This window comes from Arthrobacter sp. D1-17 (genome assembly GCF_054130535.1).
The window spans coordinates 1,289,434-1,302,815 of record NZ_CP096382.1 but is presented as its reverse complement, the minus strand read 5'-3'; the positions used below and the strand labels follow the sequence as shown (position 1 = coordinate 1,302,815).

General features: G+C 65.7%; 10 protein-coding genes. 3 read left to right on the top strand and 7 right to left on the bottom strand.

The features are described 5' to 3' along the window. Nucleotides 1-53 precede the first annotated feature (53 nt). The 3 genes from M1E01_RS06090 to cpaB all read left to right on the top strand — a co-directional run bounded on the left by M1E01_RS06090 (nt 54) and on the right by cpaB (nt 1,984). Entirely contained in the window at nt 54-662 is a 609-nt protein-coding gene (locus M1E01_RS06090) for a 5-formyltetrahydrofolate cyclo-ligase (RefSeq protein WP_457974180.1), read from the top strand. A gap of 147 nt (nt 663-809) precedes the next feature. Continuing rightward, nucleotides 810-1,103, top strand: a complete 294-nt coding sequence (locus M1E01_RS06085; protein ID WP_457974179.1) for an FmdB family zinc ribbon protein — start codon at nt 810-812, stop codon at nt 1,101-1,103. A gap of 149 nt (nt 1,104-1,252) precedes the next feature. After that, nucleotides 1,253-1,984 (top strand): Flp pilus assembly protein CpaB, encoded by a 732-nt coding sequence (cpaB, locus tag M1E01_RS06080; protein ID WP_457974178.1) that lies wholly within the window; start codon nt 1,253-1,255, stop codon nt 1,982-1,984. A gap of 268 nt (nt 1,985-2,252) precedes the next feature. On the opposite strand, the gene M1E01_RS06075 is transcribed toward cpaB, so the two are convergent. From M1E01_RS06075 to M1E01_RS06045, 7 genes are all read right to left on the bottom strand, one after another. Further along, nucleotides 2,253-6,368 carry an AAA family ATPase gene (locus M1E01_RS06075; protein ID WP_457974177.1) on the bottom strand — a complete coding sequence of 1,372 codons (4,116 nt, stop codon included), beginning with the start codon at nt 6,366-6,368 and terminating at the stop codon, nt 2,253-2,255. A 136-nt stretch (nt 6,369-6,504) separates the two neighbouring features. Beyond that, nucleotides 6,505-8,094, bottom strand: a complete 1,590-nt coding sequence (gene guaA / locus M1E01_RS06070) for a glutamine-hydrolyzing GMP synthase (RefSeq protein WP_457974176.1) — start codon at nt 8,092-8,094, stop codon at nt 6,505-6,507. Nucleotides 8,095-8,173: 79 nt separating this feature from the next. Further along, on the bottom strand, nt 8,174-8,683 hold the full coding sequence (locus M1E01_RS06065; protein ID WP_457974175.1) for a DUF3817 domain-containing protein: 510 nt from the start codon (nt 8,681-8,683) through the stop codon (nt 8,174-8,176). Further along, nucleotides 8,680-9,552: an SURF1 family protein gene (locus M1E01_RS06060; protein ID WP_457974174.1), complete on the bottom strand. Its 873-nt coding sequence runs from the start codon at nt 9,550-9,552 to the stop codon at nt 8,680-8,682. The genes M1E01_RS06065 and M1E01_RS06060 overlap by 4 nt, the downstream gene beginning before the upstream one ends. A gap of 163 nt (nt 9,553-9,715) precedes the next feature. Beyond that, on the bottom strand, nt 9,716-10,204 hold the full coding sequence (locus M1E01_RS06055) for a PTS sugar transporter subunit IIA (RefSeq protein WP_457974173.1): 489 nt from the start codon (nt 10,202-10,204) through the stop codon (nt 9,716-9,718). Nucleotides 10,205-10,253: 49 nt separating this feature from the next. Further along, a complete protein-coding gene (locus M1E01_RS06050) occupies nt 10,254-12,005 on the bottom strand; it encodes a glycerol-3-phosphate dehydrogenase/oxidase (protein ID WP_457974172.1) in 1,752 nt (583 codons plus the stop codon). Between the two features lie 170 nt (nt 12,006-12,175). Continuing rightward, entirely contained in the window at nt 12,176-13,312 is a 1,137-nt protein-coding gene (locus M1E01_RS06045) for a GuaB3 family IMP dehydrogenase-related protein (protein ID WP_457974171.1), read from the bottom strand. Between the last annotated feature and the right edge of the window lie 70 nt (nt 13,313-13,382).

Below are 13,382 nucleotides of genomic sequence, written 5' to 3'. Positions count from 1 at the left end.
TGCTTCCGGTCCTCGGCTGGCCGGACAGCATTGCACGCGAAGGACGAGGCGCCATGTCACGAGAGACCCTGTCGAAGGATGAAATCCGCTTGCAGCACCGGATAGCCCGGGCGGGAATGCAGCCGGAGACCCTTGCGGCTGCAGCGGCGGGAATAGCCCTGCACGGGTTGTCATGGGCGCAGACCATTACCGGCGGCAGGCCGTCAACGTTCACGGCTTATCTCGGCGTCGGTTTTGAGCCACCCACTCTCCCGCTGATCTCGGCGCTTCACAACGCAGGCCACAGGGTGCTGCTGCCGGTGTGCGAACCAGACCGGACTCTTGGCTGGGTTTTCTGGGATCCGGCCGTGAAGTTTGTCCGCAGCCGCTACGCCCCCATCCAGGAGCCGGACGGGGAGCGCCAGGGATTGGACGTGATGAGAACTGTGGCAGGAATCTTCCTGCCTGCCACAGCTGTCGACATGAGCGGCAACAGGATCGGCCAAGGCGGCGGGTACTACGACAAATTCCTGGCGAAGGCCGAGTCCAACGGCGTGCAGGTGCCCAGGACCGCGGTCATTTTCGACGCCGAACTCCTGCCGCCTTCCAGCATCCCCGCCGAGGGCTTCGACCGGCCTGTCGATGCGGTTCTGTCCCCGTCAGGCCTAATCCGGCTGACCTAATGCCCTTGCGCAGCGAGGTGAGAGAATTGGCACTCAGGCCCTGCGACTGCTAAAAGAGCCCCTCCCGCACGGATCTCCTTCGGGATCCGGCCAAGGAAGGTACCCGGCAGCACGGGACCTGTCGTTTGTCCAAGAGGAGGATCTACAGTGCCCACGTATGCCTATGCCTGCAAAGATTGCAGCCATGCCTTCGACATCGTGCAGTCGTTCACTGACAGCACTCTGACGTCCTGCCCCGAATGCCAGGGGACCCTACGCAAGAAGTTCAACAGCGTCGGTGTGGTCTTCAAGGGCTCAGGCTTCTACCGGACCGATTCGCGCGACTCAAAGGGCAGCACTGTTTCAGGGTCGCCCTCTGCTTCTTCGGCTGCGCCTGCTGCTTCCTCAGCAACGCCTGCAGCCTCTGCTTCTTCTCCCGCACCCGCGGCCGCCGCGAGCTAAAGCCGTCTGCCCGTCGTGGGGCCGGGACTTGGTTTCCACAGCCTGGTCTCCACAACCTGGTTTCCACATAGCGTTCGGCTGTGCCGGCCGTTTCCACATACGGCCGGCTTCATCTGTCCGCCTGCCGGGACGTTTCATAGCGTGTCGTCATGCCAGGTATCAGATTGCTTCCCTCCGCGACCGCCGCACGTTCCCGCCGGCACATACCGCTGCCCGCGCCGCGAGGACGCCCTCGGCGTGGACGTCTGGGTGCCTGGCTGAACCGCAACCGCAGGCTCGCTGTCGCGCTGCTCCTGTGTGTGGCGGCCGGAATCACGGTCCACCAGCTGACTCCGGCACCGTCCCACACAGTCCAGGCCATGGTGGCGGCACGGGATTTGCCTGCAGGGCATACCTTGGGCGGCACTGATGTCTCTGCCGTGAATGTTCCGCCCTCCGTTCTCTCCAGCGGAACCTTTGCTGCAACCGCGGAGGTAAGTGGCAAGCAGCTCGCTGCGCCGCTCAGGAAGGGGCAGCTTTTTACAGACGCCCAGCTCGTCGGGCCCGGCCTGCTCACGGGAGCGCCGCCGGGTTCGGCCGCGGTTCCGCTGCGGATGGCAGATCCCACATCGATCCAGCTGGTATCGCCCGGCCAGCTCGTCGATGTTGTGCTGACAAGCGGCGTGGGCTACGAACAGAAATCGGCTTCCAAAGTACTGGCGGCGGCGGTGCCGGTTCTCTGGACTTCAGAGCGTGAAGGCCAAAGCGGGCAGTGGCTCGCCGCCGGCGATTCCGACGGCCTGATGGTCGTGGCCGCCACCCCGTCCCAGGCCAGCGCTTTAGCGGGAGCCTCAACGCAGGGCAAACTCTTCTTCGTTCTGGTGAGCCCGCCTCCCCGATGACCACCTACGAAAATACCGGCGGGCAGAGCCCCACCCTGGCGTCAGCCCCAGTGAGGCGGCCTCTGCTCCCTGAGCCAGGCGTCACGGTCACCCTCGGGTTCAGCGTCTCCCCATGCCCGTGGATCATCCTCTGCAGCTTTCTTTGGAACCGCGCCGCCCGGTGTCACGGGCGCCTTAGCTGCCTGTTGAGTTGCGGATTTCCCGGCAGCGGGGGCTTCCGGGGAAGGCTGCGCATTCGTTGGCGGTTCATGCTCCGCTTCGCTCTTGCTCATCCGGCGTTCTCCCTCCGGTCCCTGCTGCCACCGGGATATCCATCATCCATGATGTCGCCGGGCTCTGTAAGCTCCCGGGGGCCACCCTCTGCGAGGTCGGATCGGTCCTGAGCCTGCCCAGCACCGATCTGCTTACCCTGGAACTGCTCTCCCGGGAACTGCCCGTCCGGGAACTGCCCGTCCTGGTCCGCGTCGACACGTTCTGCTTGGTCCTTAGCGTGCCAGCCCACGTTGTGGCCGGGCTCCGGCTCATAGCTACGTTCCTGGTCAGGAAAGGATGCATAGGACCCGTCGTCGAAGCCCGTGACGTCCTCATCGAAGAAGTTCGGCGAACCCATTCCGCGGACGGCGGGTGCGGGTTTCTCGAGCCCGAGGTAGCCGCCGATGCGGTCGGCGCACGCCGAGGGATCGGTGAAGACCTCTATCGTCCACAGCGGCATGTACCGCCACCCCAGGCGCTCCAGCAGCTGCGGCCGCAGCCGGCTGCGTTCCCTGACCGTCATCCGGCGGTACTGCTCTGTTCCGTCGGACTCGATGGCCACCGGACGGGGGATCTCGGCTTCGTCCTGGCCCATCGTGCTCAGGGGGTCCGCCGCCGCCACGACGTCGATGACGCCGTCGTACTGGTGCCAGACACGAGCCCCGCGTGCCCGGAGCCGGTCCCCCAGGTCCGCCACCAGCGGATCAGCACCGAGGGCCTGCTCGCTCGCCGCTGCCCGGGAAGCCGGGGTCCCCAAGGTGGTGTTACCCGCGATTTCCCGGTCCAGCAGCTCGTACAGGTCCACGGCACCGTGGGCCAGACGGGTCCTGTCCAGGTCCTCGGGCTTGAAGCAGGTGAGCACGTGCAGGGACTGCCGGGCCCGGGTCATGGCCAGGGCGAACTTGGCCCGGCCGCCTTCGGCAGAGAGCGGCCCGAAGCTGTGGAGCGCCCGCCCGTGTGGGGTGCGGCCATAGCCGGGCGAAAAAATGACATGGTCACGGACCAGGCCCTGCGCCCGCTCCAGGTCCACCACGCGAAACGATTCCTCGCCCGCCGTGAAGAATCCGGAAAGCATCGGATAGCTGGGAAGCTGCTGCCTGATCGCCTCGCCGATTCGTGCGGCATGCCGAAGGCTGGCTGTGACGACGGCTAGGGATGTGCGGGGGCGGAGCCGGGCGTGTTCGAACACCAGCTCCACCACCCGGTTGACCTCCGCCACCACGGACTCAACGCCTTCGTGGTCTGCGCTCGGCAAGCCGGTCCCGTCGGGCAGGTACTCAACGAGCAGGGCACGGTCCAGCCCCGTGGCTGACTGGCCTTCGGGCAGGCGACGGAGGCCGCCGTCGTAGAAGCTCTGGCTAAGCTGAAGCACCAGGTCCTCATCCACAGCGCGGTACACCGAGTGCAGCCGCCGGGCCGGAAGGACCCGTCCAAGCGCGGTGAAGGCGCTCTCCACGCTCTGGTGTGTCGGTTCGCCGGCGGCCAGCCGCTCCACCGCCACGGTGAAGGTGCGGGGGCTGGCAATCTTGTCGTCGCCGAAAGCGATCACCTGTTTGGCCCGGGCCATGGCGGGCAGGACAGCCTGGAGCGAGGTCGCCTCGGCATCGAGGATCACCACGGCGTCAAACTTTTGCTCGGCCGGAAGGAGCCCCGTCATGAGGTAGGGGCTGACGGACCATACGGGGACCAGCATGGGGACAAGCGCGGGCGCCTGTGCCGTCAATGCGGCAAGCGTGACCCGCCCGTCCTTGAGCAGGCTCCGCAGGAGGTCAGCCTGGCGCGGGTGCTCTTCGATGCCGGTCCGCCAGCGCTCGGCCAGCTGCCAGCGCAGGCGACCCGCGCCGCTGGCGATGTGTGCGTTGTCTGCGAGCCGGTATTCCGCTTCAAGCTGGCGCAGCGCATCGCCGTCAGACATGGCGAGGTAGTCATCGCCGCTGATCATTGCTTCGAGCGCGGACTGCCACCAGGCCAGTTCGAGTTCCGCGGCCACAGACTCGGCAGGGACCTGCCGCGCCGAGAGGTCTGCGAGCAGCTCGCCCAGGCCGTGCTCGCGCATGTTCTCAATGAGGAGCGTGCGCTCAGGCAGCGTCTTGAGCGTCTCGGAGTCGGCCACGAGCCGCTCGAGCCGCTCCATCAGTGCGGGATAGGGGGCGTTTTCGAGCGCGCCGCCGTCCGGCGTGTGCCGCAGCGCGTCGCCCAGCAGCTTCAGTTCGCGGGTGAGCCCGCGGTGCATGATACTGATCTCTGCCAGGCCGGACGGTACGGCAGGGTGCCGCTGGGTGGTGGCGTAGTCCGACCACAGCGCACGCTGTTCCTGCACGAGCACCAGTGACGTGTGAAGGTCCGAAATGTGTACTCCCGGGCGGACGTACTCCTTGGCCACCCGGCGCAGGCGCGACCGCTGCATGGAGGGCATCTCGATGCCGCGCTCACGCCGCCAGGACGAGGAAGCCGTAGCGGAAATCAGGTCGTGCACGGGACGGTCAAAAATGTCCGGGGTGAATTTGTCCAGGCTTTCCCGGACAGCCACCAGCAGCCTGAGCTGGGCGCCCCACTCGGCAAAAGTCGTCCCCAGCCGGATTTCGGCGTGGTCCGCGACGCCTTTCATGCGGCGTTGCAGCTCGGGGAGTTTCTTCTCTACCGAGCGCGCCAGTTCCTGGGCCTCTTCCGTCTCCTTGCGCGTCACCAGTCGTGCGCCATGCCAGGGGCTCGAGGTGGAGGCGCTGCTGAAGCTGCCGAGCTCCGCCGCACGCTTCAGCCTGCCCGCCAGCTCCTCGCGGTCACGAATGTTGTCCAGCACGCTGCGCTTCAGCCGTACGGTGGTGGCAGGGGCAGGTTGGATCGAGGTCAGTTCCGCCAGTGACTGCATTGCTTGGTATGGAGAGCAGCCCCACCGCTCACGGACGTTGTGCAGGGACGCCACATGGTCCATCAGGGCGTGGCGGTGCTCGGTCAGGGTTTTGTGCAGGTTGCCCAGGCGCGGCTCAGCCGTCTTTTCGTTCCGGACGATGGCCTGGACCAGCTGCCCCTTGAGCTGCTGCGGCGTGGCACTGCCAGAGAGCTGGAACAGAATAGACTCCAGGCCGAGGGCTTCGAGGCGGGTGGCAACTTCATTGAGGCTTGCCCGCCGGTCCCCCACCACAAGGACCGTTTTGCCCTCATCCACCAGCGCGCCGATGGCATTAATGGCGGTCTGCGTCTGGCCGGTGCCGGGAGGGCTGCTGACCAGTAGCGAGTCCCCTGCCCGGACAGTGTCGATGACGTACTGCTGGTCCGCGTCCGCGTCCAGCAGGAGCAGCTCCTCGGCCGGGTTCCGTTCGTCCACGCTAGGGAAGCGTTCGGGCTGCAGCACCGGAATGTCGATCTCTTCGCCGGCGGCGGCACGGGCCAGGGAGGTTACAAGGGTGTTCTGCTGGTTAATCCAGGGGTCATCCAGGTTGTCCGCGAGGTCCGCAAAGGTGGAAACCAGCAGGTTGTGCTCCACCTCGGCCCCGGGGATCGGCTTGACGAGGGTGCCAATCCGGTCCAGGACCGGCTGCGGATCAAAGCGTGCCGTGCTGTAAGCCATCCGGGTGACGGCATTGACATCGAAGACGATGCCGTGGATGGTCTTCAGGTGGCGGATGAGGGCAGGGTTGATCCGCGCCTGCTCGGTCAGCTGAAGTTCGTAATCGTCTTCCCCGGGCCTGATCGTCAGGGAGATCGCGGTGAGCATGACGGGCGCTGAAACACGCTGCGGCTTGCCTCCGACAGCGGACGTCCACACAACGGTGCCGGAGGACAGGTACCCGGCCTCAATGCCGCGGTCGTTGGCCAGTTCGAATATCTTGGAGCGAAGGTTCCGGGATGCACGGGCGGCCACGACGTACTGCTGCTGGTCCCGGATCAGGGTGGACAGCCTGGTTCGCCGCCCTGCCATGAGCTGGGCCAGGCCCGACGGGTGGGCATGCGTCAGGTCAATGGAGCCCTCAGGGGTCTTGGTGAAGCGCAGCATCGTGTCCGCCCCTGTGACGGGTTTAAGCCCGGACAGCCACTTTTGGAGCTCCTCCGAACCGTCGGGGTCGGCCTGACCAACTGACACTACTGCCTTCTTTTCTGCGCTTGCACGTGACGCCATGGACCATACGGGCATAGATTCGAGCGTAGCCGGAAACGGCTGCGCGTGAGAGACCGCAACACTGGAACGGGCCAAGTTGCGGTGCATTTCACCCGCTGGAGCTTAATGCCAAGCGACCGGCCTCCCTCAGGAGACCGGCCGCCGGTAGATGCTATTCCCACTCAATGGTTCCCGGGGGTTTGCTTGTGACGTCCAAGACCACCCGGTTGACGCCGTCAACCTCATTGGTGATGCGGTTTGAGATGCGCGCCAGCAGATCGTACGGCAGGCGGGACCAGTCGGCGGTCATGGCGTCCTCGGAGGAAACCGGGCGCAGCACGATCGGGTGGCCGTAGGTACGGCCGTCGCCCTGGACGCCGACGCTGCGGACGTCAGCGAGCAGCACCACGGGCATCTGCCACACGTCGTTGTCGAGGCCGGCTGCAGTCAGTTCTGCCCTGGCGATGGCGTCGGCCTTGCGAAGCAGGTCGAGGCGTTCCTTGGTGACTTCGCCGACGATCCGGATCCCCAGGCCGGGCCCGGGGAACGGCTGGCGGCCCACGATTTCCTGGGGCAGGCCGAGCTGGGCCCCAACGGCACGCACCTCGTCCTTGAAGAGGGCGCGCAGCGGCTCGACCAACTCGAACTGCAGGTCCTCCGGCAGTCCGCCCACGTTGTGGTGGCTCTTGATGTTCGCAGCACCCTCACCCCCGCCCGATTCGACGACGTCGGGGTACAGAGTGCCCTGCACGAGGAATTTGATCTTCTCGCCGTGGGCTGCCGCTTCGGCGATGATGGCTAGTTCCGCCTCTTCGAAGGCGCGGATGAACTCGCGGCCGATGATCTTGCGCTTGGTCTCGGGGTCGCTGACCCCGGCAAGGGCGGCCTGGAAGCGCTCCTGCTCGTTGGCCACGTAGAGATTGACGCCCGTGGCGGCCACGAAGTCCCGCTCTACCTGTTCGGCTTCGCCTTCGCGCAGCAGGCCGTGGTCCACGAAAACACAGGTCAGCTGGTCGCCGACGGCACGCTGGACAAGAGCGGCGGCTACCGCGGAGTCCACGCCCCCGGACAGGCCGCAGATAACGCGGTCGGTGCCGATCTGCTGGCGGATCCGCTCGACCTGCTCTTCGAGGATGTTGCCGGTAGTCCAGTTCGGTTCCAGCTTGGCGCCCTTGAAGAGGAAGTTCTTCAGGACCTGCTGGCCGTAGGCCGAGTGCTTGACCTCCGGGTGCCACTGCACGCCGTACAGGCACTTTTCCTCGTTGGCGAAGGCGGCGACCGGTGCACCTGCCGTAGTGGCCAGGACCTCGAAGCCGTCGGGCGCTTCCTGGACGGAGTCACCGTGGCTCATCCAGGTATTCTGCTGTTCCGGTACGCCGGACAGGATGGAGCGTGCGCCGCCCACTGCGGTGGCTTCGGTGGAACCGTATTCGCGCAGGCCGGTCTGGGCGACCTTACCGCCGAGGGCGTTGGCCATCGCCTGGAAGCCGTAGCAAATACCGAACACCGGAACGCCTGCCTCGAAGAGGTCGGCTCCGACGCTCGGGGCGCCGTCCGCGTAGACGCTCGCGGGTCCGCCGGACAGGATGATGGCGGCGGGGTTCTTGGCCAGGAGCTGCTCGGTGGTGTACGTATGCGGAACCACTTCCGAATACACATTCGCTTCCCGGACGCGGCGGGCAATCAGCTGCGCGTACTGGGCACCGTAGTCAACAACCAGCACCGGCTTCTGGGAAGTCTGGGATGCAGTGGGAGTAGTCACTGTTCTAGACTACTTGGCCCTGTTGCCCGGATGCATCTTGAAGGGCCCTGCTGTGACGCATAAAACGCCGGCAGCGGCGCTAGTACCGGCTGGCCGCTTCCGGATGGGCTGCCAGCTCGGCCTCCACCTCGGCGTGAAACTTTTTCTCCACGATGAAGGAGAGAAACGGCACCACCCCGCCAAGTGCAAGCAGGATCAGCTTCAGGAAGTTCCAGCGCATCAGTGCCCACAGCCGGAAGTTGGACATGAGGTACACCACGTACATCCAGCCATGCACAATCAGCACTGTGACCGACAGGTTTACGCCCCCCAACACGCCCTTGGGTTCGGCGCCGGCAAACCCGAAGCCGAACGGCTGACCGGTGACGGCGCTGGTCCCCCCGGCGAACAGGTACTGGCCGAAACCGTAGCGTGCCACCAGTTCCGCGCAGAGCAGCAGCAGCATGGCACCGGTGAGGTAGGCCATCACCTTGTAGAACTTCAGGGCGGAGCGGATCTGGGCCTGCGTGCCGCCGAAGCGCCGCTTCTTCTGGCCAGGGCCTTTGGAGTTCGAGGGCTGCGGCTCGATGGCAGGCTTGGGTTCAATCATGGCTGTACCTTTGGTTGGTTCTGGTCGTGTTCGGTCCGGGCCGGCTGCACCTGGTGAGCCCCGGCGTCCGGTCCGGGGATGCCGTGGCTGTCCTCGTGTTCCTCGAGGCTGCGCTGGTAGTCGTCCTTGACCAGTCGCCACCAGATGAAGAGGGCAAAACCGGCGAAGACAATCCATTCCACCGAATAGAACAGATTCAGCCAGTTGACCTTCGCCGGCGGCGGCTGGGCACCGATGTTGAGCGGCTCGAGGCCGCCAGCGGCGGCGGCAGCACCGACGTCGGACGCTCCGGAGATTTCGGACGTGGCGGAAACGAAGGCCGGGTAGCTGCTGACGTTCCAGACGTTGATGAGCTCTGCAACGGAAACGGCGGTGGCCTGTCCGGGGGCCGGGGCCTTGCCCGGGACCGGCGCTTCGGACGGCAGGAGCCGCCCGGTGAGCCGGATAGTGCCCGACGGCGGGGCACCGGCTTCGGCGGGATCGGCGACCCAGCCGCGCGCCACAGGTATCCAGGTTTGCGGGGATACGGCTGCGCCCTTGAGTGCCGGGGCGCCGTCGACGGCGAAGGCGTTTACCACCCAGTAGCCCATTTTCCCGGCGTTGAGCCGGCCCGGAATGAATACCTGTTTGGCGGGATCGTAGCTGCCGGTGGCAGTGACCATCTGGTCTGCCACTGAGCCGCGGAAGAATTCGCCGGGCTGCAGCAGCCCCGTCAACTCCTTGACTTCCTCCGTGGTCGGGCTGACCGGCATCTCAGGCTGTGTGGACCGTCCGAACTGCCATTGGCTCAGCAGCACGAAGACGCCCGAAACGGCGATCGCAAAGATAAGGCCTGCGATCCACCGGGGCTGGAGGGCTGTTTTCCACACCCCTTAACCGTACTTCGTCTTTGTGTAGAACAACGAAACGCAGATGGCGCGAACGGACACTTGAGGCCCTCGCGGAGGGCCCCAAGTGTCCGTTCGCGCAGTTTGCCTGCCCTAGAGTGGGGCAGCGGGTCCCTGCGTGGCGACGGAGTCGACACGAAAGCCTCTAGTGGTCGAAGAAGACCAGGCTTGAGTTGATGAGCTCGGCGATGACTTCAGCGTCGTAGGCACGGCGGAGGGATTCCCGGAAGGATTCCTTGGACAGGGAGCGGGCCAGGGTGGCCAGCACTTCCAAGTGGTCTGAAAAGGAACTAGCCGGCGTGGCTATCAGCAGAACCACAGTGGCCGGTCCGTCGGCGGCCCCGAAGTCAAGGGATTTTCCGTACTTGGTAATGCCCACAGCGATGGACGTGCGCGACACGAATTCACTGCGGGCGTGGGGCAGGCCCACGCCTCCCGGGAGGCCGGTGGCCAGCTGGTGTTCGCGGGCGTTGACGTGCTTCAGGAAACCGTCAAGATCGGAGATCCGCCCGGCGTCGAAGAGCCTGCGGGCGAGCTGGGCAGAGGCATCCAGCCTGTCTGCCGCGTCCATCTCCAGAATCACCATCTCCGGTGTGGTGAGCTCCGCATCGTAACGGTCCAGTGCTTCCGCCAAGTGGTGTCCCTTCGTGAGGCTCGCGCCTCTTGCGCGGCAGGTTGCGATCTCAGCGCAGCGGCACAATGTCCTCAGCGCCCAGTCGGGCAGCGTCGGCAGACTCGTCGTCCGGCTGCTGCTGGCTGAGTCTTTCGGCTTCCACCCGCGCGAGATAGTGCTTGATTTCGCTCTCCCGCTGCGCATCGCTCCAGCCGAGAATTTCTCCCATAAGCTTAGCGACTACCGGCGCGGCCGACACACCCCGGTCCCAAGACTCGATGGAAATGCGGGTTCTTCGCGTCAGGACATCCTGCACGTGCCTGGCGCCTTCGTGGCTGGCAGCATAAACGGCCTCAGCCTGCAGGTAGTCATCAGCTCCGGGCAGGGGTTCCGCAAGCTCTGGGTTCTCTTTTATAAGGGCCAGCACTTCCGGCGTCATGGAGCCGTAGCGGTTCAGCAGATGCTCGATGCGGGCCACGTGGACGCCCGTCTCCTCTGCCGTCCTGTTGCGGCGGTTCCAGGCAGCCTTGTACCCGATGGCGCCCAGGAGAGGAATCGTGTCCGTGCAGCTCGGCGGCACGCGCTCGTCCATGCTGCGGGTGGCTTCGTCCACCGCGTCCTTTGCCATGACCCGGTAGGTGGTCCATTTGCCGCCCGCCACCACCACGAGCCCGGGCACCGGGTGGGCCACCACGTGCTCGCGGGACAGTTTGGCTGTGGAGTCGTTCTCGCCAGCCAGCAATGGCCGAAGCCCGGCGTACACACCCTCGACGTCTTCCCGGGTGAGCGGGCGCTTAAGCACGGCGTTGACGTGTTCCAGCAGGTAGTCGATGTCCTTGCTGGACGCGGCCGGGTGGGCTTTGTCCAGGTGCCAGTCCGTGTCGGTGGTGCCGATGATCCAGTGCCGGCCCCAGGGGATGACGAACAGCACAGACTTTTCCGTACGAAGGATAAGGCCGACAGTGGACTGGAAGCGGTCGCGCGGCACCACCAGGTGGATGCCCTTCGACGCCCGGACCTTAAGCTGCCCGCGCTCGGTGACCATGGCCTGCGTCTCATCAGTCCAGACGCCGGTTGCGTTGATGACCTGCTTGGCTCGGATATCGAAGGTGGAACCGTCCTCGTGGTTGACCACCTTCGCCCCCACCACGCGTTCGCCTTCGCGGAGGAAGTCAACCACAGCCGTCTGGTTGACGGCGTGGGCCCCGTAATGAGCGGCGGTGCGGACGAGGTTGGCCACGTACTTGGCATCGTCCACCTGCCCGTCGTAGTACCGGATTGATCCGACGAAGGCATCGTCCTTCAGGCTAGGAGCTGCCCGCAGTGTCCCCCGGCGGGTCAGGTGCTTGTGGAACGGGACACCGCGCTTGTGCCCGCCCGAAATGGACATGATGTCGTAAAGGGCGATGCCGGCCCCGATGTACGGGCGTTCAAAAAACGGCTTATGGAGCGGATACAGGAACGGGACCGGACGGGCGAGGTGCGGAGCGAGTTCCGACAGGAGGAGGCCGCGTTCCTGCAGTGCCTCCTTGACGAGCCCGAAGTCCAGCATTTCCAAGTAACGCAGACCGCCGTGGATGAGCTTGGAGGACCGGGATGAGGTGCCGGCCGCCCAGTCGTTGGCTTCGACGATGCCGACACTCAGTCCCCTGGTGACTGCGTCGAGCGCTGCTCCGCAGCCGACAATGCCGCCGCCGACGATGAGGATGTCGAGCTCCTTGCCGGGCTGCGTGGTGGCCTTGAGCGCCGCGAGGGAGGCCTCCCTTGTTTCCGGCCCGAGGGCGCCCCGGGCCTCTGCAGATCCACCGGCGAAACTGGTCATGATGCGCCTCCATCCTCGTCGAACCTCGTAGTTCACCAGACTACTTCGTACCCCTGCCGATGGGCAGGGTGCGCGAGGAGCAGGGTGCGCGAGGAGCAGGGTGCGCGAGGAGCAGGGTGCGCGAGGAACAGGGTGCGCGAGGAGCAGGGTGCGCGAGGAGCAGGGGAAAGTCAGTTCCCGCCGTACGGCGACACCACGACGTCGACCCGCTGGAACTCCTTGAGGTCCGAGTAGCCGGTGGTGGCCATGGAGCGGCGCAGCGCACCGATCAGGTTGGAGGTGCCGTTGGTGTGGTGGCCGGGTCCGAAAAGGACCTCTTCGAGGGGCCCCACGGTGCCAACGTTCACCCTGTCCCCGCGGGGCGACTCAAGGTGGTGTGCTTCCTGGCCCCAGTGCCAGCCCTTGCCGGGCGCCTCCTCGGCGCGGGCCAGAGCGGAACCGAGCATGACGGCGTCCGCGCCCATGGCGATCGCCTTCACGATGTCGCCCGAGGCGCCCATGCCGCCGTCGGCGATGACGTGGACGTAGCGGCCGCCGGATTCATCCATGTAGTCGCGGCGTGCGGCGGCGACGTCGGAGATGGCCGAGGCCATCGGCGAGTGGATGCCCAGCGCCCGGCGGGTTGTGGTGGTGGCGCCGCCGCCAAATCCAACCAGCACGCCGGCAGCGCCGGTGCGCATGAGGTGCAGTGCGGGTGTGTAGCCGGCGGCGCCACCTACGATGACGGGCACGTCGAGTTCGTAGATGAACTGCTTGAGATTCAGCGGTTCATGATCCTTGGAGACGTGTTCGGCGGAGACGGTGGTGCCGCGGATGACGAAGATGTCGACGCCGGCGGCCACCACGGTTTTGTAGTGTTCCTGGGTGCGCTGCGGCGTCAGGGACCCGGCCACGGTTACGCCTGCGGCACGGATCTCCGCTAGGCGCGTGGTGATCAGTTCGGGCTGGATGGGGGCCCGGTAGAGCTCCTGCATCCTGCGGGTGACGGCAGGGCTGTTGGTTTGGTCTTCGAGCGAGCCGATTTCGTCCAGCACTGACTGCGGATCCTCATACCGGGTCCACAGACCTTCAAGGTCCAGAACTCCGAGGCCGCCGAGCTTGCCGAGGGCGATGGCCGTTGCCGGGGACATGGCGGAGTCCATCGGCGCCGCGATGACGGGCATGTCGAACTGGTAGGCATCGATCTGCCACGAGACTGAGACGTCCTTGGGGTCACGGGTACGACGGTTGGGGACGATCGCAATGTCATCCAGGGAGTAGGCACGACGCCCACGCTTACCACGGCCAATCTCAATCTCGTAAGTCACTGCTCTAGGTTATCCCAGCCGCGCTCCTGCCTGAGGACGGGTCACATTCCCCCGCCCTTCCGAGTCCACA